20 protein-coding genes are annotated in these 23447 nt (G+C 66.7%); 11 read left to right on the top strand and 9 right to left on the bottom strand.

Annotated features, from left to right (window positions below; all coding sequences use genetic code 11):
• The first annotated feature begins 407 nt into the window (after positions 1-407).
• Positions 408-1883 (top strand): methyl-accepting chemotaxis protein, encoded by a 1476-nt coding sequence (locus CJ014_RS11815; RefSeq protein ID WP_100080686.1) that lies wholly within the window; start codon positions 408-410, stop codon positions 1881-1883.
• A 45-nt stretch (positions 1884-1928) separates the two neighbouring features.
• Here CJ014_RS11815 and CJ014_RS11810 read toward each other — a convergent pair whose 3' ends face one another.
• Complete coding sequence (locus CJ014_RS11810; protein ID WP_100080685.1) at positions 1929-2801, bottom strand: SDR family oxidoreductase; 873 nt, start codon at positions 2799-2801, stop codon at positions 1929-1931.
• 155 nt (positions 2802-2956) lie between these two features.
• On the opposite strand from CJ014_RS11810, the gene hslV reads away from it, so the two are divergent.
• The 3 genes from hslV (at position 2957) to CJ014_RS11795 (ending at position 6356) form a co-directional block, all read left to right on the top strand.
• Positions 2957-3514 carry an ATP-dependent protease subunit HslV gene (gene hslV, locus CJ014_RS11805; protein WP_425351910.1) on the top strand — a complete coding sequence of 186 codons (558 nt, stop codon included), beginning with the start codon at positions 2957-2959 and terminating at the stop codon, positions 3512-3514.
• Between the two features lie 67 nt (positions 3515-3581).
• Positions 3582-4880 carry an ATP-dependent protease ATPase subunit HslU gene (hslU, locus tag CJ014_RS11800; protein WP_100080684.1) on the top strand — a complete coding sequence of 433 codons (1299 nt, stop codon included), beginning with the start codon at positions 3582-3584 and terminating at the stop codon, positions 4878-4880.
• 384 nt (positions 4881-5264) lie between these two features.
• The gene (locus CJ014_RS11795; RefSeq protein WP_100080683.1) at positions 5265-6356 is read left to right on the top strand and encodes a LacI family DNA-binding transcriptional regulator; all 1092 of its coding nucleotides are present in this window, start codon (positions 5265-5267) and stop codon (positions 6354-6356) included.
• 650 nt (positions 6357-7006) lie between these two features.
• Here the strand turns inward: CJ014_RS11795 and CJ014_RS11790 are convergent.
• On the bottom strand, positions 7007-8059 hold the full coding sequence (locus CJ014_RS11790; protein ID WP_100080682.1) for an aldo/keto reductase: 1053 nt from the start codon (positions 8057-8059) through the stop codon (positions 7007-7009).
• Between the two features lie 152 nt (positions 8060-8211).
• Between CJ014_RS11790 and CJ014_RS11785 the strand changes: the two genes are divergently transcribed.
• Both CJ014_RS11785 and gmk read left to right on the top strand, forming a co-directional pair.
• Positions 8212-9096, top strand: a complete 885-nt coding sequence (locus CJ014_RS11785; RefSeq protein ID WP_100080681.1) for a YicC/YloC family endoribonuclease — start codon at positions 8212-8214, stop codon at positions 9094-9096.
• Between the two features lie 5 nt (positions 9097-9101).
• The gene (gmk, locus tag CJ014_RS11780) at positions 9102-9752 is read left to right on the top strand and encodes a guanylate kinase (protein WP_100080749.1); all 651 of its coding nucleotides are present in this window, start codon (positions 9102-9104) and stop codon (positions 9750-9752) included.
• Between the two features lies 1 nt (position 9753).
• On the opposite strand, the gene rsmA is transcribed toward gmk, so the two are convergent.
• The 6 genes from rsmA to CJ014_RS11750 all read right to left on the bottom strand — a co-directional run bounded on the left by rsmA (position 9754) and on the right by CJ014_RS11750 (position 17324).
• On the bottom strand, positions 9754-10596 hold the full coding sequence (gene rsmA / locus CJ014_RS11775; protein WP_100080680.1) for a 16S rRNA (adenine(1518)-N(6)/adenine(1519)-N(6))-dimethyltransferase RsmA: 843 nt from the start codon (positions 10594-10596) through the stop codon (positions 9754-9756).
• Positions 10593-11630 carry a 4-hydroxythreonine-4-phosphate dehydrogenase PdxA gene (gene pdxA, locus CJ014_RS11770; protein ID WP_100080679.1) on the bottom strand — a complete coding sequence of 346 codons (1038 nt, stop codon included), beginning with the start codon at positions 11628-11630 and terminating at the stop codon, positions 10593-10595. The genes rsmA and pdxA overlap by 4 nt, the downstream gene beginning before the upstream one ends.
• A gap of 2 nt (positions 11631-11632) precedes the next feature.
• Positions 11633-12589, bottom strand: coding sequence for a SurA N-terminal domain-containing protein (locus CJ014_RS11765; RefSeq protein ID WP_165790822.1), 957 nt, complete (start codon positions 12587-12589; stop codon positions 11633-11635).
• Positions 12590-12703: 114 nt separating this feature from the next.
• On the bottom strand, positions 12704-15079 hold the full coding sequence (locus CJ014_RS11760; protein WP_133121846.1) for an LPS-assembly protein LptD: 2376 nt from the start codon (positions 15077-15079) through the stop codon (positions 12704-12706).
• A 2-nt stretch (positions 15080-15081) separates the two neighbouring features.
• Positions 15082-16176 (bottom strand): LPS export ABC transporter permease LptG, encoded by a 1095-nt coding sequence (lptG, locus tag CJ014_RS11755; RefSeq protein ID WP_100080676.1) that lies wholly within the window; start codon positions 16174-16176, stop codon positions 15082-15084.
• Positions 16173-17324: an LptF/LptG family permease gene (locus CJ014_RS11750; RefSeq protein ID WP_100080675.1), complete on the bottom strand. Its 1152-nt coding sequence runs from the start codon at positions 17322-17324 to the stop codon at positions 16173-16175. The genes lptG and CJ014_RS11750 overlap by 4 nt, the downstream gene beginning before the upstream one ends.
• A 239-nt stretch (positions 17325-17563) precedes the next feature.
• Here CJ014_RS11750 and CJ014_RS11745 point away from each other — a divergent pair, with 239 nt between their 5' ends.
• From CJ014_RS11745 to CJ014_RS11725, 5 genes are all read left to right on the top strand, one after another.
• Complete coding sequence (locus CJ014_RS11745; protein WP_100080674.1) at positions 17564-19057, top strand: leucyl aminopeptidase; 1494 nt, start codon at positions 17564-17566, stop codon at positions 19055-19057.
• A gap of 61 nt (positions 19058-19118) precedes the next feature.
• Complete coding sequence (locus tag CJ014_RS11740) at positions 19119-19571, top strand: DNA polymerase III subunit chi (RefSeq protein WP_100080673.1); 453 nt, start codon at positions 19119-19121, stop codon at positions 19569-19571.
• A gap of 84 nt (positions 19572-19655) precedes the next feature.
• On the top strand, positions 19656-21032 hold the full coding sequence (gltX, locus tag CJ014_RS11735; RefSeq protein ID WP_100080672.1) for a glutamate--tRNA ligase: 1377 nt from the start codon (positions 19656-19658) through the stop codon (positions 21030-21032).
• A 34-nt stretch (positions 21033-21066) separates the two neighbouring features.
• A complete protein-coding gene (locus CJ014_RS11730; RefSeq protein ID WP_100080671.1) occupies positions 21067-21837 on the top strand; it encodes a GDSL-type esterase/lipase family protein in 771 nt (256 codons plus the stop codon).
• A gap of 88 nt (positions 21838-21925) precedes the next feature.
• Complete coding sequence (locus tag CJ014_RS11725; protein WP_100080670.1) at positions 21926-22447, top strand: CreA family protein; 522 nt, start codon at positions 21926-21928, stop codon at positions 22445-22447.
• Between the two features lie 156 nt (positions 22448-22603).
• On the opposite strand, the gene CJ014_RS11720 is transcribed toward CJ014_RS11725, so the two are convergent.
• On the bottom strand, positions 22604-23329 hold the full coding sequence (locus CJ014_RS11720) for a DUF3800 domain-containing protein (RefSeq protein ID WP_133121845.1): 726 nt from the start codon (positions 23327-23329) through the stop codon (positions 22604-22606).
• Between the last annotated feature and the right edge of the window lie 118 nt (positions 23330-23447).

Raw genomic sequence — 23447 nt, 5'->3', positions numbered from 1 at the left:
CACCGCGATTGAAAAGGCGCCCATTTCTTATACGGCTCGACGAATGGACGCCAGTCCCATGGCGCCGGACAGGCCTGCGATGGGCGGGAAGCGGAGAATGTCCTGCGTGCGGTTCGCCGGCGCCGCGCCGCGCAGGTTTTCTGTCGACGGTCCTCATTACAATCTTGGAAGAGACCAGCCAAAACTACGCAGCTAAAAGTAGATACTATGAAATAATCGCATTTCCGGTGGCATAAACCCTCCGTAAATAAATAATCAATTAAGTGACATTGATAGGCAAAGTGGCGCCGGTCACGGGTGAATTTTCCAGTCGGCCTTCAATATATGCAAATTGCATATGAGTCGGCCGGTTCCCCGACGGTTATTCGGCGCCGCTGGCCGGTGGGAGAAGGTAGGAGCTAGGATCCATGTGGCCCTTTTCAAGTCATGAGGCTGCGGTGCTCGCGGCTCTCGACCGTTCTCTGGCGATCATCGAATTCGACCCGACCGGCAAGATCATCGCTGCGAACGCCAATTTCCTGAAGGTGATGGGCTATGAGCTTGCCGATGTCCTCGGCAAGCATCACTCGATGTTCGTGGATCCCGCGGAGGTGAAGAGCCCGGCCTACGCCGCCTTCTGGCGCGATCTCCTGGCCGGCAAGTTTCTGTCCTCCGAGTTCCGTCGCATTGCCAAGGGAGGGCGTTCCGTCTGGATCCAGGGGACCTACAATCCGCTGTTCGACAGGTCCGGCAAGGTCTATCGCGTCGTCAAGTTCGCCACCGACGTTACCGAGCGCAAGCTGGAAGACGTCAAGGTTCAGGGCGAGATCGACGCCATCAACCGCGCCCAGGCCGTCATCTCCTTCGAGCCGGACGGCACCATCGTCGAGGCCAACGAGAACTTCCAGAAGGTGATGGGCTACCGGCCGGAGGAAATCGTCGGCAAGCACCATTCGATGTTCGTCACCGCCGAGGAGCGCAACAGCCCGGCCTACAGGACGTTCTGGGAGGATCTTCGGGCCGGCCAGTTCAAGTCGGACGAGTTCCACCGCATCGGCAAAGGCAACCGCGACGTCTTTCTGCAGGCGATCTACAATCCGATCTTCGACGCGGCCGGCCAGCTTGTCCGGGTCACCAAGTTCGCCACCGACATCACCGCCGTCATGGAGCGGCGGCGCAGGCGGCATGCCGCCCAGGCCGACATCAACCGCGAACTGGGCGAGGTCGCCAGCATGATCGCCCGCTCGAACGCCGAGGCGGCGGGCGCCAACTCGACCGCCGGCATCACCGCCTCCAACGTGCAGGCGGTGGCCGCCGGCGCCGAGGAACTGGTGTCGTCGGTCGCCGAGATCAGCCGCCAGGTCAGCGTCGCCCTGTCGGTATCCCAGGAGGCCGTGACGCAGGCCGATACCGCGACCAAGGTGGTGTCGGGGCTGGCGGCGGCGGCGCAGAAAATCGACCAGGTGGTCGAGCTGATCAACACCATCGCCGGCCAGACCAATCTTCTCGCCCTCAACGCCACCATCGAGGCGGCGCGGGCCGGCGAGATGGGCAAGGGCTTCGCGGTGGTCGCGCAGGAAGTGAAGCAGCTCGCCGCCCAGACCTCGCGGGCGACCGACGAGATCGCCAGCGAAATCGCGGCGGTGCAGACCATCTCTTCCAAGGCGGTGCAGTCCATCGACGGCATCACGGCCATCATCACCCGCATCAACGACATATCCTCGTCGATCGCCGCCGCCGTGGAGGAACAGGCGGCCGTGACGCAGAACATGTCCGGCAGCATGCACACGGCCGCCAATGGCGTCGAGGAGATCGCCAAGGCGCTGGCCGACATCAGCAGCTCGACGCAGTCGATCGACGAAGCGGCCGACAAGCTGCAGAAGGCGGCGGCGACCTTCTCCTGACGATATAGGGTCCGGGACGTTGCCGGCGGCGAGGCGTTTTGCCGTTCAGCGCCAGCTTCCCTCCGCCCACATCCGGTCGAAGGCGGACCGGTAATTGGGATAGGCGTAGGCGAGCCCGAGGGCCGACTTGCCGAGGCCATTGGCGACCCGCTTGTTCTCGCCGTAGAAACTGCGGGCCATGGGCGACAGATCGGCCGTCTCGAAGTCCTGTTCGGGCGGCGGCGGCGCGCCCATCAGCTCGGCCGCGTAGGCGACGACGTCCTGCGGCGGCGCCGGCTCGTCGTCGGTTATGTTGAAAAGGCCGCCGGCCTTCGTCGCGAAGGCGCGCTCCACCGCCGCCGCGATATCCTCGACATGGATGCGGTTGAACACCTGCCCCGGCTTGACGAGGCGGCGGGCGCTGCCTTCCATAAGATTGACGAAGGCGTTGCGACCCGGACCGTAGATGCCGGAAAGGCGCAGCACGGCCACCGGCACGCCGACCCGCGCCCCGAACGCCAGCCACTGGCTTTCCGCTTTGAGGCGGGCGACCGACCGGGCGCTTTTCGGCCGGCAGTCGGAAGTCTCGTCCACCCAGGCGCCGCCATGGTCGCCGTAGACGCCGACCGTCGAGAGGTAGGCGATGGAGGCGAGCGACTTCCGGTCGGCCAGCGCCTCGGCCAGCACCGGCAACACGCGATCGCCGCCATCCGATCCCTCCGAGGGCGCAATGGAGACGATGATATGGGTGACGCCGGATAGCGCCGGCCTCAGCGCGTCCGCCGTCCCGCCTGAGCCGTCGAACAGGTGCATTTCGGCCAGCGGGGCGAGGGCGGCGGCCTTTGCCGCCGACCGCGTGGTGCCGATGGCTTCCTTTGGAGCAAGGCGGCGCAAGGCCGCCGTGGCGCTATAGCCGAGGCCGAAGGCCATGAGCTTCATCAAGGGATCTCCTGACGTTGGAACGGTGTCGGAACCGTGATGCGGGGCTTTGCCAGAGGCAAGTTGCATAGAGGCATTTCCGTCCTACATAAAGGCGTCATTCAGGGACGGTCTCCGCGCTACGGGCGGGCGGCCGTTGCCGCAAGGAGCATCTCATGATGGAACACACGAACCCGTCCGCCTGGTACGGCACCACCATCGTATCGGTCCGCAAGGACGGCAAGGTGGTGATCGCCGGCGACGGGCAGGTGACGCTCGGCGCCACGGTGATCAAGCATACGGCGCGCAAGGTGCGGCCGCTGGGGCGCGGCGACGTGATCGCCGGCTTTGCCGGCGCCACCGCCGACGCCTTCACGCTGTTCGAGCGGCTGGAGGCCAAGCTGGAGCAGTATCCCGGCCAGTTGATGCGCGCCTGCGTCGAGCTCGCCAAGGACTGGCGTACCGACCGCTATCTCCGCAGGCTCGAGGCGATGATGATCGTCGCCGACGCCAGCGTGACGCTGGTGCTGACCGGTACGGGCGACGTGCTGGAGCCGGAGGGCGGCATCGCCGGCATCGGCTCGGGCGGCACCTATGCGCTGGCCGCCGCCCGGGCGTTGGCCGACAGCGGTCTCGACGCCGAGGCCATCGCCCGCAAGGCGATGAAGATCGCCGCCGACATCTGCGTCTACACCAACGAGAACGTCGTCGTCGAAAGCCTGCCCAAGGCCTGAGTTCCATCGGCCCGGATTGCCGGCCCTCGCGCGCCGCGCCGCATCGCTCCATCCAAGGACCAAAGTCATGCCCGATTTCTCGCCCCGCGAAATCGTCTCCGAACTCGACCGCCACATCGTCGGCCAGAAGGACGCCAAGCGCGCCGTCGCCATCGCGCTGCGCAACCGCTGGCGCCGCCTGCAGCTCGACCCCTCGCTGCGCGAGGAGGTCTTGCCCAAGAACATCCTGATGATCGGCCCCACCGGCGTCGGCAAGACGGAAATCTCCCGCCGCCTCGCCCGGCTCGCCAACGCGCCCTTCGTCAAGGTCGAGGCCACCAAGTTCACGGAAATCGGCTACGTCGGCCGCGACGTCGAGCAGATCGTCCGCGATCTTCTCGAGGTCGGCATCTCGCTCGTCCGGACGCAGCGGCGCAAGGACGTCGAGGCCAAGGCCCATCTCGCCGCCGAGGAGCGGGTGCTCGACGCGCTGGTCGGCACCTCGGCCAGCCCGTCGACGCGCGATGCCTTCCGCAAGAAGCTGCGGACCGGCGAGCTCGACGACAAGGAGATCGAGGTCGAGCTGACCGCCACCGCCGCCGGTGCCGGCGGCATGGAGATCCCCGGCATGCCGGGCGGGCAGGTCATCAATCTCTCGGAGATGATGCAGAAGATGATGGGCGGCGTGAAGAAGACCCGCCGCGTCAGCGTCAAGGACAGCCACGACCTGCTCACCGCCGAGGAGGCCGACAAGCTGATCGACCAGGACAAGATCGTCGCCGAGGCGATCGGGGCGGTGGAAAACAACGGCATCGTCTTCCTCGACGAGATCGACAAGATCTGCGCCAAGGACGGACGCGACGGCTCGGTGTCGCGCGAGGGCGTGCAGCGCGACCTGTTGCCGCTCATCGAGGGCACGACGGTGTCCACCAAGCACGGGCCGGTGAAGACCGACCACATCCTGTTCATCGCCTCCGGCGCCTTCCACGTCGCCAAGCCCTCGGACCTGTTGCCCGAGCTCCAGGGGCGCCTGCCGATCCGGGTCGAGCTGAAGCCGCTCGACAAGGACGATTTCCGCCGCATCCTGACCGAGCCGCAGGCGAGCCTCATCAAGCAGTATGTGGCGCTGATGCAGACCGAAGGCGTGACGCTGGCCTTCACCGACGACGCCGTCGACGCGATTGCCGAGATCGCCGTCCACGTCAACGCCACCGTCGAGAACATCGGCGCCCGGCGGTTGCAGACGGTGCTGGAGCGCATCCTCGACGATATCTCCTTCTCGGCCCCCGACCGCTCCGGCGAGACGCTGACCGTCGACGGGGCGGCGGTGAGGGCGGCGCTCGGCGATCTCGCCCGCAATACCGACCTCAGCCGCTTCATCCTGTGACGGCCTCCTCCGGGGACTTTCGGGCTCCCCGGAGGAACCGGCCCGCAAGATCAGCAATACCTTCTCCGATGACACCTCCGGCGTCGTTGAACTTAAGTTCAATCGACGGCCTGTTCATGAAGTTTTGACCGGCCGAAATGGTAGCGAAGCGCAAGTTTCTTGTTGTTCTCAAGGGTTTTGCGTATATCGTTTCAACGAGATCGGTCGCATCGTCGAACTGATCGGTCGGCTGTTCGCCGGGGGGCATGGGTGGCGGACGTTCCGGGCGATACTTGCCGGTTTGCACCGGCGAGTGCTGCGCGGATTTCGATTGCGATCTCGGGAAGAGAGACGCCGTTGTCCCTCGTCAGTTACAGCCGGATTTCCGGTGCATCGGACGGACAGATGGGTGAAAGTTCAACTCCGCACAACAAGACCGTGAAGCTCGCCGACGTGGCGCGGGCCGCCGGCGTCAGCCAGGGAACGGTTTCCAACGTCTTCAACCGGCCCGGCCTCGTCTCCGAACAGCTCCGCGAGCGGGTGGAGGAAGCGGCCCGGTCGCTGGGCTATCGGGGCCCCGATCCGCGCGGCCGCCTGCTCAGGGCCGGACGCGTCAACGCCATCGGCGTCGTCACCATCGGGCCGCTCAACGGCTTCTTCGACGACCAGTACACCCGCCTGTTCCTGTCCGGCGTGGCGCGGGCCTGCGAGGCGCGCGGCGCCGGCATCTCGCTGGTGTCGGCGACCGACGACGAGATCGCTGCCTGGAACATCCGGACGGCGCTGGTCGACGGCTTCATCCTCAACTGCCTCAACGAGGGCAACACGCTGGTCGAGCTGGCCAAGAAGCGCGGCCTGCCGTTCGTGGCGGTGGACTTCCCCGTCGGCCCCGGCTTCGACGTCGTCCGGATCGACGACTACCGCGGCGCTCGCCAGGCGGCGCAGCACCTCGTCGACCTCGGCCACCGGCATTTCGCCGTGTTCACCTTCGAGACCGAGAAGGAAGTGCGCGTCGGCTTCGTCGACGATGTCCGGGCCGTGCGCTCCTCCTTCGAGGTGGTGCGGCGGCGTCTTTCCGGTTATCGCGACGCGTTCCGCGCCGCCGGCCTGCCGCCGCAGCCGGTGTTCGAGACCGGCTCGGAGTATGATGGCGTCTGTACCGGCGTCGATGCCGTGCTGGCCGCCAATCCGGACACCACGGCCTTCGTCTGCACCTCCGACCGCGTGGCTCTGCACGTCATGACCTACCTGCGGTCGCTCGGCCGCAAGGTTCCCGACGACTTCTCGGTGGTCGGCTTCGACGGCATCGAGGAGGCGGCGAGCTTCTCTCCCTCTCTCACCACCATTCGCCAGCCGGGCATCGGCAAGGGCGAGGCGGCGGTGGAACTCATCCTCGGCGACAAGCCGGACGGCGCCGGAGGCCGGGTGGTGGAACTGCCGATCGAACTGGTGGTCGGAGAATCGACGGCGCCGCCGCGAAAGGGCCAGGCCGCCTGAGAATTCCTTTTCGTGCCGCTGGCGTACCCGGAGCAAACTTCCGGGCAAGCTTGAGAAACAGCATGCTCGGGAATTTGCCCCTGGCACCAGTGTGCCGAGCTATCCCTTTGTTCCCCATATATAATTCTGTCATCCTCGCGCAGGCGAGGACCTCGGGCAGAACAAAGCTCGACGCGGATATAGCGCTCCAGCAACGCAAGGCGCCTGATACGCCCCTCCTCGCCTTCTCGTCCTGAGGTCCTCGCCTTCGCGAGGATGACAATCTATGGGAGGCGATGCGCTGGGCGGTGACGGCGTGACGGGAACGTTCGCGTACCCGGGCAAATTCCCGGGCAAGCTTGAGAAACAGCACGCGCGGGAATTTGCCTCGGGTACCAGTGTGCCGGCCTATCCCTTTGTTCCCCATATATAAAGCTGTCATCCTCGCGCAGGCGAGGACCTCAGGCAGAACAAGGCACAACACAGATATCGCGCTCCGGCAACGCTGGGGCGCCTGATACATCCCTCATCGCCTTCTCGTCCCGAGGTCCCCACCTTCGCGAGGATGACGATCCATGGGAGGCGATGCGCTCGGCGATGACGGCGTGACAGGAACTGCGCCAGCGTGCCCAGGGCAAAGTATCCCCCGCCGGCGGCATCGTTTTGCCCGGTTACGGCGTGAGCCCGAACAGGCCGAGGTCGGCCGGTCCCAGCCGGTCCTTCGCCGTCTGCAACTGGTGCCAGTAGGGGTAGAGGAGCGGCGGCGCGCTGACCTCGTCGAGCCGTTTCCGCTCGTCGGCGGAAAGCTGCAGGTCGGCGGCCTTGAGGTTGTCGGCGAACTGCGCCTCGGTGCGTCCGCCGATCACCACCGACGTCACGCCCGGCCGGCCGAGCAGCCAGGCGAGCGCCACCTGCGCGCCGCTGACGCCGCGCGCGTCGGCGATCTCCACCAGCGCGTCGACGATGGTCCACAGGCGGTTTTCGTCACGGATCGGCGGCTCGGTCCAGCCGGCGAGCTGCCGCGTGCCTTCCGGCGCGGCGGCGTTGCGGCGGTGCTTGCCCGACAGAAGACCGCCGGCCAGCGGGCTCCAGACCAGGATGCCGAGCCCCTGGTCGAGCGAGATCGGCACCAGCTCGTATTCGGCCTCGCGCGCCTCCAGCGTATAGTGGATCTGCTGCGATACGAAGCGCTGCCGGTGCTCGGCGGACGCGGCGGCGAGCGCCTTCATGAGGTGCCAGCCGGAAAAGTTGGAGCAGCCGATGTAGCGGACCTTGCCGGCGCGCACCAGGCTGTCGAGCGCCTCCATGAACTCCTCGACCGGCGTCAGGCCGTCCCACTGGTGCACCTGGTAGAGGTCGATCGTCTCGGTCTTCAGGCGGCGCAGGCTGGCCTCGCAGCCGGCGATGATGTGATGGCGGCTGAGGCCGCGGTCGTTGGGGCCGCCGCCCATGGGAAAGCGGACCTTGGTGGCGAGGAGAACCCCCTTGCCCTTCCGCTCCTGCATCAGGTCGCCGACGATCTCCTCGGACAGGCCTTCCGAATAGACGTCGGCGGTGTCGATCAGGTTGACGCCGGCATCGATGCAGAGATCGACGAACCGCGCCGCCTCGGCGGGTCCGACGGCGCCGACCTTGGCGAAATTGCCTTTGCCGCCGAAGGTCATCGTGCCCACGGTAAGCGCGGAGACCTTGAGACCCGAACGTCCGAGCAGACGATATTCCATGGCTTTCTCCCTTGGTTGTGGCGGGGAGTCTATGCCACGGCCGGAGAGCTGTGAAGCCGTGCCGCAAGAGTCGTTTCCGCCGAGGAGCTGCATTTTTCTTTTTGCGCTTCGGCCCGCTGGTGTAAAAGCCCGCTTGAACTGGAGGTGAAACTATGCCGCTCAACAGCATGACGGGATTTGCCCGCCTCGACGGCTCCGCGGCCGGCAACCGGTTTGCCTGGGAGCTGCGCTCGGTCAACGGACGCGGGCTCGATCTTCGGCTGCGCCTGCCGCCCGGCTTCGACGCCGTGGAGGTGGCGATACGCCGCAAGGCATCGGAAACGCTGTCGCGCGGCAACGTGTCGGTCAATCTGACGGTGACGCGCGAAACCTCCGCCCAGACCTTCCGCATCGACGAGACTCTGCTCGCCGCCCTCATCGACACGGCGCGCCGCCATTCCGGCACGCCGGGCATTCGCGACGCCTCCCTCGACGGCCTGCTCGCCATCCGCGGCGTCGTCGAAGTGGTCGAGGCGGGGCCGGACGAGGAGACCGCCAAGGCCTTCGAGGCCGAGCTGATCGCCGCTTTCGGCAAGGTGCTCTCCGATTTCCAGGCCTCGCGCGCCGCCGAGGGCGTGGCGCTCGGCCGCATCCTCGGCGAGCAGGTCGACGAGATCGCCCGCCTCGTCGCCGAGGCCGAGGCGCTGCCGGCCCGTACGCCCGAGGCGATCCGCGACCGCCTCGAGGAACAGCTCGCCGTGCTGCTCGCCCGCGAGGACATCGACCCGCAGCGGCTGCACGTCGAGGCGGCGCTCATCGCCACCCGCGCCGACGTGCGCGAGGAAATCGATCGCCTCAAGGCGCACATCGCCCAGGCGCGCGAGCTCATGGCGGGCGCCGCCGCCGTCGGCCGCCGGCTGGATTTCCTGGCCCAGGAATTCAACCGGGAATCCAATACCCTCTGCTCCAAATCCAACGACACGGCCCTGACGCGGATCGGCCTCGCCCTCAAGGCGGTGGTCGATCAGTTCAAGGAGCAGGTCCAGAACGTCGAGTGATCGCCATGGTGACCCACGAGCCGAGACACGTCCGCTTTCCCCGCCGCGGGCTGATGTTCGTCATTTCCTCGCCCTCGGGTGCCGGCAAGGGCACGCTGTCGCGCAGCATCCTCGACACCGACCGCGACATGACGCTGTCGATCTCGGTGACTACGCGCGACCGCCGGCCGAGCGAGATCGAGGGCGTGCACTACCACTTCATCTCGCCGCAGCGCTTCCTGTCGATGCGCGACGGCGGCGAACTGCTGGAATGGGCCGAGGTGCACGGCAATTACTACGGCACGCCCCTGGCCCCCGTGGAGGCGGCGCTGGCCTCCGGCCGCGACGTGCTGTTCGACATCGACTGGCAGGGCGCCGCCCAGTTGCGCGACAAGATGTCGGCCGACGTCGTCTCGGTGTTCATCCTGCCGCCGTCGATGAACGAGCTGCGCTCGCGTCTCACCCGCCGGGCCGAGGATGCGCTGGAGGTAATCGAGAAGCGCCTGGTCAACGCCCGCCGCGAGATCGCCGAGTGGACGAACTTCGACTATGTCGTCGTCAACGACGACCTCGATGCCGCCTTCGCCGATCTGACCGCCATCCTGCGGGCCGAGCGCAGCCGGCGGTCGCGGGCGGCCGAGGGCATCGAGGGGTTCGTCGGCACGCTCTTGGCATAATCTATCGCATCGCCTTCCAGGCATTGGCGAGATCGACGAAGCCCTTCACCGGGATCGTCTCGGCGCGGGCCGTCGGCTCGATGCCGGCGGCGGCGCACAGCGCGATCGGATCGACGCCGAGCGCCTTCAGGCTCTGCCGCAGCATCTTGCGGCGCTGGCCGAAGGCGGCGGCGGTGACGGCTTCGAGATCGGCCTGGTCGCAGGGCGAGGGCGCGGGCCGCGGCGCGAAGTGAACCACCGTCGATGTCACCTTGGGCGGCGGCACGAAGGCCTTGGGCGAAATGTCGAACATCTGCGTGGCGTAGCTGCGCCAGCCGCAGAGCACGCCGAGGCGGCCGTAGGCGTCGTCGCCGGCCTGCGCCGTGATGCGGTCGGCCACTTCCTTCTGGAACATCAGCACCATCGCCGTCCAGCGCGGCGGCCAGCTTTGCGGCGAAAGCCAGCCGGTGAGGAGCGGCGTCGCGATGTTGTAGGGCAGGTTGGCCATGATCACCGGCGGCTCGTCGCCGAGGGCGGCGCTGTCCACTTCGAGCGCATCGCCTTCGATGATCCGCAGCCGGCCGGGATAATGGGCGGCGATCTCCTCCAGCGCGGCAATCGCCCGTCGGTCCCGTTCGATCACATGCACCTTGGCGGCGCCGGCGGCGAGGATGGCGCGCGTCAGGCCGCCGGGGCCGGGGCCGATCTCGACCACGGTCCGGCCGGCGAGGGGGCCGGCGGCGCGGGCGATCCGGGCGGTGAGGTTGAGATCGAGCAGGAAGTTCTGCCCGAGGCTCTTCAGCGCCGACAGGCCGTGCCGGTCGATCACCTCGCGCAGCGGCGGCAGGTCGTCGATCTGGCTCATGCCCGGGCCCCGATGGCCGCCATGCGGCCGGCCATGGCGAGGGCGGCGATCAGGCTGGACGGATCGGCGACGCCCCGGGTGGCGATGTCGAGGGCGGTGCCGTGGTCCGGCGAGGTCCGGACGAAGGGCAGGCCGAGCGTCACGTTGACCGTCTCGTCGAAGGCGATGGTCTTCACCGGGATCAGCGCCTGATCGTGGTACATGGCCAGCACCACGTCGTAGGTCTTGCGGGCGGCGGCATGGAACAGCGTATCGGACGGCAGCGGCCCGCGCGCCTCGATGCCCTGCGCCCGCAGCCGGTCGACGGCCGGCGCGACGATCTCCAGATCCTCGCGCCCCATGGCCCCCTGTTCGCCGGCATGCGGATTGAGGCCGGCGACGGCGAGGCGCGGCCGGGCGAGGCCGAACTTCGCCTTCATCTCGCGGTCGACGATGCGGCCGGTCGCCACGATCAGCTCGCCGGTGAGCGCCCCGGGTACCTCGGCGAGCGCGATATGCACGGTGACCGGCACGGTTGCCAGCTCCGGGCCGGCCAGCATCATCACCGGCTCGTGCGGCGCGCCGGGCCAGAGCTGCCGGGCGAGCTCGCCAAGGAACTCGGTATGGCCGGGGAACTTGAAGCCGGCGGCGTAGAGATTGGATTTCTGGATCGGCGCGGTGACGAGGCCGCCGGCGCGGCCGTCGCGGATATGCCGGACCGCCGTCTCGATGGCGGCGATGGTGGCCGCCGCCGTCGCCCCGGACAACTCCCCCGGCCGGTCCTCCACCGGCTGGCCGGGATCGAACACGGGCAGCGCGTCGGCGAACGCCTCGGCCGCCGATTCCGGCGTCAGCGCCGCGACGGGCGCCGCGAGGCCGAGGCGGGCGAGGCGGCTTTCAAGGAAGGCGGGATCGGCGACGACATAGAACGGCGGCAGCGCCTTCTCCCGCCGCAGAAGCCAGGCCTTGGCGATGATCTCGGCGCCAATGCCGGCCGGCTCGCCGATCGACACGGCAAGGGGCAGTCCCGGCTTGGCGGCTGTTGTGTCCGGCATGGTCAGCGGTAGATGATGTTGGCTTTCTGCCGCAATTCCTGGGTGAGCTTCTTCGAGGTCTCCTCGCCGCGCTTGTCGAGCGCCTCGGCGTCGAGGCCGGCGGCGACGGCCGCCTCGCCGGTCACCTCGATCTTGCTGCACACCGCATACATCTCGAAGCCGAGCTCGGAGCGCTGCGGCGGCGTGAGATGGCCCTCGATCGTCTTCTCCAGTTCGTCCTTCAGGCCGGGCGGCACTTCGCTCGCCAGCTTGCGGCCGATGTTGACGATCGCCACTTCCCGCAATCCCTTGGCCAGCGCCAGCCCTTCGCTGCAGTTGCGGAACTTGCCGCGCAACGCTTCGGCCTCGGCCTTGCGGCGGTTGACGTCGGCCGGCGAGGCGCTCCGCTGGACCGCGAACACCACGCGCTGGAGCATGTAGTCGCTCGCCGTCACGGCATCGGCGTTCTTTTCGCGATTGCGCATCTGCTGGATGAGATCGGCCGATTCCGCCTTGAGGTCCTGCTGGATTTTGGCGCGGATGATGCGCCCCCAGACCATCTGGGCGCGGATGCGATCCTTGAAGGTCTTGATCGGCACGCCGCCCTGGCCGAGCGCCCGCTCGAACTGCGGCAGCGTCATCTTGGAGCGGGAGGCGATGCTGGTCAGGGCGGCGACCACCGCATCCTCGCTGACGACGACGCCCCGCCGTGCCCCTTCCTGAAGCCGGACCTGCTCGTCGATCAGTTCGTCCTGCGCCGCCTTGGCGGCTGCGCCGGGCGAAAGATGCATGGCAAGCTGCAGCAGGCGGGCGCGCGACTGCACGTCGAGCGTGGTGATCGCCTGGTCGTTGACCACCACCTTGATGTTGCTGGCCGCCTGGGCGGGGGAGACGAGGGCGGTGCCGGCCGGCGACAGCGAGGCCACCGCGGCAATGGTCGCAGCCAAGAGCGCGCACCGCATGTTTCTCGCGATCGTCACGATATGATGCATCTTCACCTTCTCCGCCCGTTTCTGTCCGAACCGGAGCATCTACCAATGGAATTTGTCAAGTCGATGGTCTGCGATATCGGGGGCACATAAAGACCGAGAACGCTAATTGTCTATGCCGAACGATGTGCCGAGGTCGCCGAGCGTCTTGAATCCCGCCCGAAGATAGAAGGTCTGGTCGTTGGGCGTGGTCGTCAGGTCTTTCGAATAGGAGAAAGACACCGAGAACTCTTCCGAGTCATAGGCGACCCCCAGCGCATGCCGGACGAATTGGTCGTTGATGAGATCATAGCGGCTGGAGGCGAAGGCGCGCCAGTTCTCGGTCAGCCTGAGGCTGGTGGCCGCCTGCAGTTCCGAGCGGTCCTCGTCGATGCCGAGATCGGGCTGCGAGCGGATATACGCATAGGTCAGCGCCGCCGTCAGCGGCCCGCCGATGCCGAGAACCTGGCCGTCGAAGCGGTTGACGGCGAAACTGTCGTGATCGAGCCGCACGCCGCTGCTGGCGAGGAATCCGGTCTTGGTGCTGAGGCTGAGGCCCGCGACATAGTCCGAGACATCGGACTCTAGACCGGAATAGGCGCCGGTGTCGTATCGGGTCGCCTCGGCAAAGGAATTGACGCCGGCGAGCTGGAACGATTGGCCCAAGGTGCCGCTGACGCCGAAGCCGTGGCTGAAGGAGCCGGAGTAGCGCAGGCCGACGTTGGCGCGCGTTCCGCCCTCGACGCGGTCATAGCCGGAGAATTTGTCGTAGTCGAACAGGCTGTTGGCGTCGAAGACGAGGCTTTGCGAATCCTCGTTCGAAATATGGGCGGCTTCCGTCTCGTCCGGCCGGACGATCAACTGGGCGATCGGCTCGATGATCTGGTTGCCGACCGGCGAGGTGATCGCCACCGGGTAGCTGTATTCGAGGCCGGCCGCCGGCATCGCCCGTCCCAGGAGGCCGCTCGACGTCTCCGGCAGAACGGCGCTGTTGTGGGGGTCGGAGAAGATGGCGTCGCCGCGGAAATAGAGGAACGGCGTCATTACGCCGCCGGTCTGGTCGACCATCCGCCGGCGCCACATGGCGTCTATGCTGAGGCGGTCGAAGGTGCCGGCCGCCGCCCGAACGCGGGTTTTCTCGCCCGGGTCGAACAGGCCGTTGCCGTTGCTGTCGATCTGGTAGATGTCGTCCCTGGTGCGGGTGATCGTGGTGAAATTGGTGGTCAGCGACGCTTCACCGCCCCACACGGGGTCCTTGGCGTAAACCTTGTGGTCGATCACCCCGACGTAGGGCTGCTTCTCCTGCAGGTCGCGGTCCTGCTCCAGCTTCGATGTCAGCGAATCGTCCTGCTGCACGAAGAAGCCGTAGGCGGCCATGTCGAAGCGGTTGCGATCGCGCACGCCGGTCAGATAGACCTTGTTGACCGCGACGTCCGAGTTGCCGGACTTGAGGTCGTAGTTCTTCATGAAGGTCGTGTCGCTCGCCACCGCGACGTTCCAGCCCCATGACCAGTTCTCGTTGATCTTGAAGCTGCCCGATGATTCCACCGAGCCGCGCCAAAGCTCGTCGCCGGACCTGCCCGCATAGGCTTCCGGATCGTTCTGGTGGATGCCGGACAAGGTAATCGAATATTTGCCGCCCTCCAGCCGCTGCCGCCACTCGGCCGAGAACAGCAGGCCCTGGCGCGAATAGACGGTGGGCGTCAGCGTCAGGCCGTAGCTGGGGTCGAGCGAGACGTAATAGGGCACCTTGATCGAGTAGCCGAGCTTCTTGCTGCTCTTGATGCTCGGCATCAGCAGGCCGGTCTTGTTCTTCACCGACGGGTCGGGCTGGGACAGCACCGGCACCCAGGCAAGCGGCACGCCCAGGAACTCGAAGGTGGCGTTTTCGAAGACGATCGTCTGGTCCTTCTGCTTGTGCAGGATGCGATTCGCCTTGATCTGCCAGATCGGCTTTTTGCCCTTCACGCCGTTGCAGTCGACGCAGGGAAGATAGGTGCCGTCGTTGAAGGTGGTCAGATCGCCGTTGGTTCGCGTCGCATTGCGCGCCGTGAAGGCGACCCGCTCGGTGGTGATGAGTTCGAGGCCTTCCATGACGCCGTTGGCTAGGTCGTTGTCGAGGTCGATCCGGTCGCCGCGGGCGACGTTGCCCGAGGGGTCGGTGATCTCGACGTTGCCGGTCGCCGTCACGCGCTTGGACTTGCGGTCGACGGTCACCTCGTCGGCCACCACCACGTGGTTGAGATAGTAGATGACGACGCGCCCGGTGGCGGTGACCGAATCGGCGTCCATGTCGTAGGCGACCGTGTCGGCCTCGATCATCATCTTTTCGTCGCTGGTCGGCTGCTTGGCCGAGCTGATCATGCCGGTCAGCGAGGTGTCCTTGACGAACTGGGCAAGGGCGCCAGCCGGCAGGAAGACCAGAATCGTGACCGCTACGCCGCACAAAAGGCGCGCGGCGGTTCCCGGCTCCGATGCCTGCGATACGACAGATTTACGCACGCTCACCCATCCTCGCGGAACAACAGAACCGTGGAACCCAGCAGGATCGCCACGATCGAGGGCGCCCACGCGGCGAGGGCCGGCGACACCAGCCCCTCGCTGCCCAGCGAACGGGCAACCTCGATGACGACATAAAGCACGAAGCCAGCGACGACGCCACCGAGAATCATCTTCTCGCCACCGCCGTATCGTGCAAATCCCAGCGACACTGTTGCAGCGATGAGAACCATCGATGCCAGGAGCAGCGGACGCACCAGGAGTGATTGATACTGAAGGCTGAATCTGTTTGCCGGCAGCGACGAGGCGCGGGCCTGGGCGATGGCGGCCGGCAGTTGCCAGAAGGAGATGCTGTCGGGCGAACCGAGGCCTCCGGCGACCTGTTCGGCCGTCAGCGCCGTCGGCAGGAAGTAGCTGTCGTGCTGCTCGGGAACGCCGGTGCTCTTGGTGACCGTGGCATCGGAGAGATGCCATTGCCCCGGCTCGAGCTGGCCGACGTTGGCCTCGACGCGCTCGGCCAGCATGCCGTCGGCGCCGAACACCCAGAACACCGGCTGTTGAATCGTGCGGCCGCCGTCCGAGACGCCTTCGGTGTGCAGCACGGCGTTGCCGTCGCCGGTGCGCTGCCGCGTCCAGCTCGGCGTCGCCGATCCCGACAGCAGCGCCGTCATCACGCTGGCGCGCGAGCCGACCAGGATGTCGCTCGACAGGTTGCGGGCCCAGGTGGCAAACGGATTGTAGATCGTCGAGGTGGCGACGCCGAGCACCAGGGCAAACACCAGGGCGGGCAGCGTGAACTGCCAGACGGAAAGGCCGGCGGCCCGCACGATCATCAGCTCGGAGCCGCGCGACAGCGTCACGAAGGCGGCGATCGAGCCGAGCAGCACGGCGAAGGGCAGCACCTGTTCCATCAGCGCCGGCACGCGCAGGGCCGACGCGGCGATGACCAGGGCCACCGAGATGTCGTCGCGTCCGCCGGTCGAGCGCAGCAGCTCGATCGAATCGATCAGGAAGACCAGCAGGAAGATGCCGGTGAACATTCCCAGGATCCACACGGCAAAGCGCAGCGTGAAATAGGTGGCAAGCGACCGGCCGATCATCGGGCCGCCTCCTGCCTGCCGATGATCGCTCGCCGCAGGCGGTCGATCAGGTTGTCCAGGAAGCCGGTGGAGACGACCGGATGGACGCCGACGATGATCATGATCGCAAAGACGACGGTGAGCAGCGTCGGCGCGGCGACGGCCATGAAGGAGATTTCCGGCGACCCCTTTGATACCCCCATGACGGCGAAGCCGAGCACCCGCACCAGCGACCCCACGATGATCGCCATCGTCACCGGCAGCGTCTGGCCGCGGCGGTTGCTGGTCGGAAAGCCGAGGAACAGGAAAACGGCGAGCGTCTGGGCCAGCGGATAGATCGGCTCGGCCAGGCGGTTCATGATCTCCGGGGCGATCTCCGGATCGTCGTCGGTCTTGCGCAGGCTGAAAAGCTCGCCCAGCGTCCGCTCCGACAGCCCGTAGTTGGTATTGCCCGACTTGGCGGCGAACTGGCTGAGATCGAAGGCGTAGGAGCCGAAGGTGACGAAGGTGTTGGCGCCGCTGTCCTTGGTCTTCCGCTCAATGGTTCCCTGTTCCATCACGATCATCGACCGGCCCGCCACCTCGGCGACCCGGCCGCGCTTGGCGGAATAGGTGTAGGAGAATTCCGGGTTGCGATCGTCCAGGATGAACAGGTCGAGCAGCGATCCGTCGCCGTCGCGGTTGCGGATATGGAAGGTCAGGCCGGTGTCGACCTGGGTGAAGCGGCCGGGCTGGATGACGTTGGCGACGATGTCCGCCCGCACCGTCTGCATCATGTCGTAGACCGAGCGCGAAGCGCCCGGGTTGAGCCAGAAGGCCAGCGCCGCGATGAACACCGACACCGTCAGCGCCGCGGCGATAAAGGGCAACGCGAGGCGCCGCTGCGATACGCCGGCCGCGGTGATCGCCACGGTGCCGCTTTCCGCCTGCAGGCGCTGCAGCACCAGCACCAGGGCCACCACCAGCGCGAAGGGGGCCACCACGCCGAGGACGCGCGGCATCGACAGCATGGTCAGGCCGAGATAGACGGCGATCGCCTGTCCCTTGGCCGTCACGAGGTCGAAGCGGCGCAGCGCCTGCGTCACCCACGCAATGCCGGCGAGCGTCAACATCACGCCGAGGAAGGCGGAAAGCGTTCGCGAGAAGAGGTAGGTGCCGAAACGCCGCATCGTGACCCCGTGTCAAACCTGCCGACGGCAGGAAAGCCGAGGCTAGCAGACCTATAGTGAATCCTTCCTTCCCGAAAAGGGTAAATTTTCGGGCCGTTCCGGAAGCTGCCCGACGCCCGCCGGCGGCGATGGCGTCGGAATGCAACTCCCGTCTTGCTCTCTCCGTCTTCAAGCGCCACATTCGGCCGGCAGATCCGGATCGCGCCCGCTTAGGGGTGCCCGGCAATCAGGAAGAAATCATGGCGGCTGCTCCCACTCTCTCATTTTCCAAGACGCTCGAGGCCGACGCCCCGGTGCTGGTTGTGCTCGTCGGGCCGGACAACAAGGCCGGCGCCATGGGGAGCGCCGTGCTCGATCGGCTGAGCGAAGGCCTCGACCGCGCCGTGGCGGCCACCGGCTTCTCGGGCAAGGCCGGCTCTTTCCTCGATATCCTCGCGCCTGCCGGCCTGTCGGTCGGCCGGCTGATTCTGGCCGGCGTCGGCGCGGCCGCCGAACTCGACGACAAGGCGGCGCTGAAGCTGGGCGGCCAGGTCTACGGCAAGCTGAAGGAGATCAAGGCCAAGGCGGCGACCGTGATTCTCGAGACGACGGGCGGGCCGCTGACGCCCGAGCTCGGCGCCGAGGTGCTGCTGGGCCTTCGCCTGCGCGCCTACGAGTTCGACAAGTACAAGACGGTGAAGAAGGACGACGCGCCGGCTTCCGTTGCCGTCACCATCGTGGCCGAGCACGCCGGCAAGCTCAGGAAGGCCTGGGCCGAGGTCGAGCCGGTGGCCGAGGGCGTGGTGCTTGCCCGCGATCTCGTCCACGAGGCGCCCAACGCGCTCGGGCCGCAGGAATTCGCCGCCGAAGCCGAGAAGCTGAAAAAGCTCGGCGTCGAGGTGGAGGTGCTCGGCGAGAAGGACCTCCGCAAGATCGGCATGGGCGCGCTGCTCGCGGTGGCCCAGGGGTCGGCCCGGCCGCCGCGCGTCGTCGTCCTGAAGTGGAACGGCGGCAAGGACGGCGACCGTCCCGCCGTGTTCATCGGCAAGGGCGTCGTCTTCGATTCGGGCGGCATCTCCATCAAGCCGGGCGCCGGCATGGAGGACATGAAGGCCGACATGGGCGGCGCCGCCGCCGTCACCGGCCTGTTCCGGGCGCTGGCCGGCCGCAAGGCCAAGGTCAACGCCGTCGGCCTGCTCGGCATCGTCGAGAACATGCCCGACGGCGGCTCCTACCGCCCCGGCGACATCCTGACCTCGCTGTCCGGCCAGACCATCGAGGTGGTCAACACCGACGCCGAGGGCCGTCTCGTTCTCGCCGACGTGCTGACCTACGCGGCCGATCGCTTCAAGCCGGCCTTCATGGTCAACCTCGCCACGCTGACCGGCGCCATCGTGGTGTCGCTCGGCGCGCAGATGGCCGGCCTGTTCTCCAACGACGATCAGCTTGCCGGCGATCTCGCCAAGGCGGGCGAGGACACCGGCGAACGCCTGTGGCGCATGCCGATGGGCCCGGAATACGACAAGCTGATCGACAGCCGCTTCGCCGACATGAAGAACTCCGGCGGCCGCAACGCCGGCTCGATCACCGCGGCGCAGTTCCTGAAGCGCTTTGTCGGCGAGACGCCGTGGGCGCATCTCGACATCGCCGGCACGGCCATGTCGAGCCCCGAGACCGACATCAACAAGGCCTGGGCCTCGGGCTTCGGCGTGCGCCTGCTCGACCGCCTGGTGCGCAACCGCTTCGAGAGCTGAGGACGCGATATGGTCGGCGCCTGCGGGCGCCGGCCATCACCGCTGACGGGCGAACCGACCGATGACCGAAGCCCTCTTTTATCACCTCGACGGCCAGCCGCTCGAACGGGTTCTGCCGCTGCTCCTGCAGAAGTCGGTCGAGCGCGGCTGGCGCGTGGTGGTGGAGGCGGGAACGCCGGAGCGGCTCGCCGCCCTCGACGGCCATCTCTGGACCTTCGACGACGCCGCCTTCCTGCCGCACGGCACCGCGGCCGACGGCCACGCCGCCTTGCAGCCGGTCTATCTCACGGCCGGTCCGGAGGCGCCCAACCGCGCCACCGTCCGTTTTCTCGTCGACCGGGCGCCGCTGCCGGACGACGCCGAACGCTACGAGCGTCTGGTGCTGATCTTCGACGGCACCGACGAGGCGGCGCTCGCCGAGGCCCGCGCCGCCTGGAAGACGCTGAAGGGGCGCGGCCTCGAGGTCACCTACTGGCAGCAGGAGGGAGGAGGACGGTGGGTGCGCAAGGCATGAAGCGGCAGCGATTGCGCTTCGCATCTGTTATCTTCGCGAAAAGCCCTCTGACATTCGCGTCCGGTCTCGGCTAGAACCACGATCATGAACACCGTCGTCCGCTTCGCCCCGTCTCCAACCGGCAATATCCATATCGGCAACGCCCGTCCGGCCCTGTTCAACTGGCTGTTCGCACTGAAGACCGGCGGCCGGTTCATCCTGCGTTTCGACGACACCGACCGTGCCCGCTCGACCGAGGAATACGCGGCCAACATCGTCGCCGATCTCTCCTGGCTGGGCATCCGGCCACACGCTTCCTTCCGCCAGTCCGATCGCCTCGACCGCTATGAAGCCGCCAAGGCCGATCTCGTTGCCAAGGGGCTGCTCTATCCCTGCTACGAGACGGCCGAGGAGCTGGAATACGCCCGCAAGCGCCGGCTGGCCCGCCGCCTGCCGCCGGTCTACGATCGGGCCGCCCTGAAGCTGACCGACGCCGATCGCGCCCGCCTCGAGGCGGAAGGGCGTCGGCCGCACTGGCGCTTCCTGCTGCCCAATTTCGACGGCGACCCGTTGACGCCGAGCCGCCACCTCGTGCATTGGCAGGATCTCTGCCGCGGCGAGGAGACGGTCGATCTCGCCTCGCTGTCCGATCCGGTGCTGATCCGGGCCGACGGCACCTGTCTCTACACGCTGACGTCGGTGGTCGACGACATCGACACGGCCGTCACCCATATCATCCGGGGCAGCGACCACATCACCAACACCGGCGTCCAGATCTCCTTGTTCGAGGCGCTGGGCGGCGCTATCCCGATTTTCGCCCACCATAACCTTCTGACCGACGCCAGCGGCGAGGGCTTCTCCAAACGGACGGGGTCGCTGTCGCTGCGCAGCCTGCGCGCCGAAGGCTACGAGCCGGAGGCGGTGGCTTCGCTCGCCGTCAACGTCGGGACTTCGCACGCCGTCGAAAAGGTCGGGTCGCTGGCCGAGCTTGCCGCCGACTTCGACCTCGCCGCCGTTTCCCGCTCGTCCGCCAAGTTCGACCCGAACGAGCTCAGGGCGTTGAACGCCCGCATCGTTCACGGCTTCGATTTTTCCACCGTCCAGAAGCGGCTGACCGCTCTCGGCATCCCTGCCCACCCGGCCTTCTGGCAGGCGGTGAAGGGCAACTGCATGCGCCTTGCCGATGCGGCCGACTGGTGGAAGCTGATCACCGGTCCGGTGACGCCGCTGGTCGAGGAAGCCGACCGCGACTTCCTGGAGGCGGCGCGCGACGCCCTGCCGCCCGAGCCGTGGACCGACGACAGCTTCCGCGAATGGACTTCGGCATTGAAGGCGAAGACCGGCCGCAAGGGGCGCGATCTGTTCCTGCCGCTGCGCAAGGCGCTGACTGGCCTCGATCACGGGCCGGAACTGGCGCCGCTTCTGCCGCTGATCGGCGCCGAGGCGGTGAGGACGCGCCTTTCTGCCGCAATCGGCCATTGAGCGCCGCGTGATCTGCCGCGCCGAGGAGGGGACGATGCGACAATGGTTCGGGCTGGCCGTTGTTCTCTGCCTTCTGGCGCTGACTGGCGCTCGGGCGGCGCCCGCCTGCGATCCGCTCGCCGTCGACCTCACGCTGACGCCGCAGCGGACGCTCCTTTACGCGAGCCTCAAGGAAACGCTGAAAGTGCAGGCGGCTCGCCCCGAGCGGGCCGACGTCGTGCTGCTCGGCGATTCGCTGTTCGCCGGCTGGCGCACCGATCTGCCGGTCACCTTCCCCTCGACCGCCATCTACGACTTCGCCGTCGGCGGAGACCGGGTGCCGAATGTGCTCTGGCGGTTAGAGAACACCGATCTCTCGCATCTCCGGCCGCTGGCGGCCGTGCTGCTGATCGGCACCAACGATCTCGCCGCCGGCACGCCGGCTTGCGCCGTGGCGACCGGCATAGAAACGATCGTCGAACGACTGCGCCTTCTTTGGCCGGAAACGCCGGTGCTCGTGCTGACCATTCCGCCGCGCGGCACCGACTTCCATAGCCTCGATGACCGCCGGCTGGAAGTGAACCAAGCCGTGGCCGCGCTCGGCCATCGCTTCGACCGGGTGCATGCCGTGGCGATCGACGACGACGCCTTCACCTGCGGCCAGTATCGCAAACCGCTATCGGCCGAGGGCACCGCGGCGACGCGCGCGTTCTGCGGCAACTATGCCGACGACAATCTTCATTTCTCGACGGCGGGATATGCCGGTCTCGGCCGCATACTCCAGGGCGCGGTGGCCGGCGCGCTCGGTGAAGGCGTCTTCCGGTGAGGCCTTGGCCGGCCGCGATCGGCGCCTATATGTCCGGCATGGCGGTCGGGATCGGTCCGGCCCGCCGAAAGCCGGGATGCCTCCCAAAATGCGTGATGTCGCCAAGTCGCTTATCGGCCTTGTGGCCTTGAGTCTCGCCGTTCTCGTTCCCTCGCTTGCCTCGGCGTCCGACGATCCCGAGCTGATTTTCAAGCGATCGACGGTCTGGCACTTCCTGACGCCCGATCACAAGCTGGCCGTCTACGCGCTCGACGATCCCGTGGTGGACGGCGTTGCCTGCCATTTCACGCTGCCGGAGAAAGGCGGCGTCAAGGGCATGTTCGGCGTCGCCGAGGAGACCTCCGACATCTCGCTCGCCTGCCGTCAGGTCGGCCCGGTCAGCTTCAAGGAGAAGTTCGAGCAGGGAGACGACATGTACAAGCAGCGCCGATCGCTGTTCTTCAAGAAGATGCAGATCGTCCGCGGCTGCGACGCCAAGCGCAACGTGCTCGTCTATCTCGTCTATTCCGACAAGCTGATCGAAGGCAGCCCGAAGAATTCCACGTCGAGCGTACCCATCATGCCCTGGGGCGATGCTCCGGCGCCGAAGTGCAGCGACTGGCTGGAGTGAGCCGGAAGTTGCGAAAATCGCGACTTTGCCCTATATTGGCGTTGTGACCTGTCAGTCCGCGTGGCGGGCAGGAGCAGTGGTGACCCGGATCCCCCTCAAAAGGGACCGGTTGCCAGCCACATTAAAAGCCGCTCTCCCGGGGGCGGCTTTTCTCTTTCAGGATACTTCGATCCCATAGGTATCCCGCAATCCCTTGGCATTTTCCTCTCCGTTGACGATCCAGCTTCGCGCATGAGCGACTAGATCGGCAAGCTGGAGGACTCTCGATGCCGCCGAATCCAACGTCACGACGCGAATGACGGCTTTGAACAGGCCGTCTTCCAGTCGGGCTTTTTCGATGGTTCGCAAAAAGCGCAGGTCCGTATTTTGCTCGCAGGCATCGACGATGACCTCGACATTGCCAATAAAACGCCCGCCGCGATTGGCGGCCCTGAAGCGCTTGATGGCGAATTTTACGGTTTCGACCAAGGCATTTGCATAGATTTCCGGTCGGCTGCCGGTCTTCAGGCTGTAGGGCTTGTTGAGCAGGATCATGTTTTGCGACAGGGTAGCCTGTTTCAGCCGCCCCAATACCCCCTGAACGACCTCCTTCTCCCAGTCGGCGGCATGTACTTCGTTGACGCTCGCCGGCAGCAGATCGCTGAACGTCTTGTCCAGTCGTCCGCATTCCCGCGCCCAGACGATGACGCAGCCGAGCGCGAAGCCGGGTTCGCCAGCGGTGCCGTATTCGTCGACGAAGCAGAGGATTTTCTTGTTGAGGCGGGCCATGGCGGGTTTCACGCGTGACAGGCACGCCAAGGTGGTACTCTCGACCTGATCCGCCGCCCGCGTCAATGCAGGATCGCTCGAATTTTCATTGCTTCCCTTGACGGTGCCGGGCATTTGACGGCATATCGGCGGCCATGTTCCGGGACGCGCGCATCACCATTACCGCCAGCATTATTTGTGGCTGAGCTTTACGCCGGCCGCGGACGTCCCCGTCACGATCTTTCCGAAGACC

The sequence above is a fragment of the Pleomorphomonas carboxyditropha genome (assembly GCF_002770725.1).
GTDB lineage: Bacteria > Pseudomonadota > Alphaproteobacteria > Rhizobiales > Pleomorphomonadaceae > Pleomorphomonas > Pleomorphomonas carboxyditropha.
This window is presented reverse-complemented; position numbering and strand designations above follow the sequence as displayed.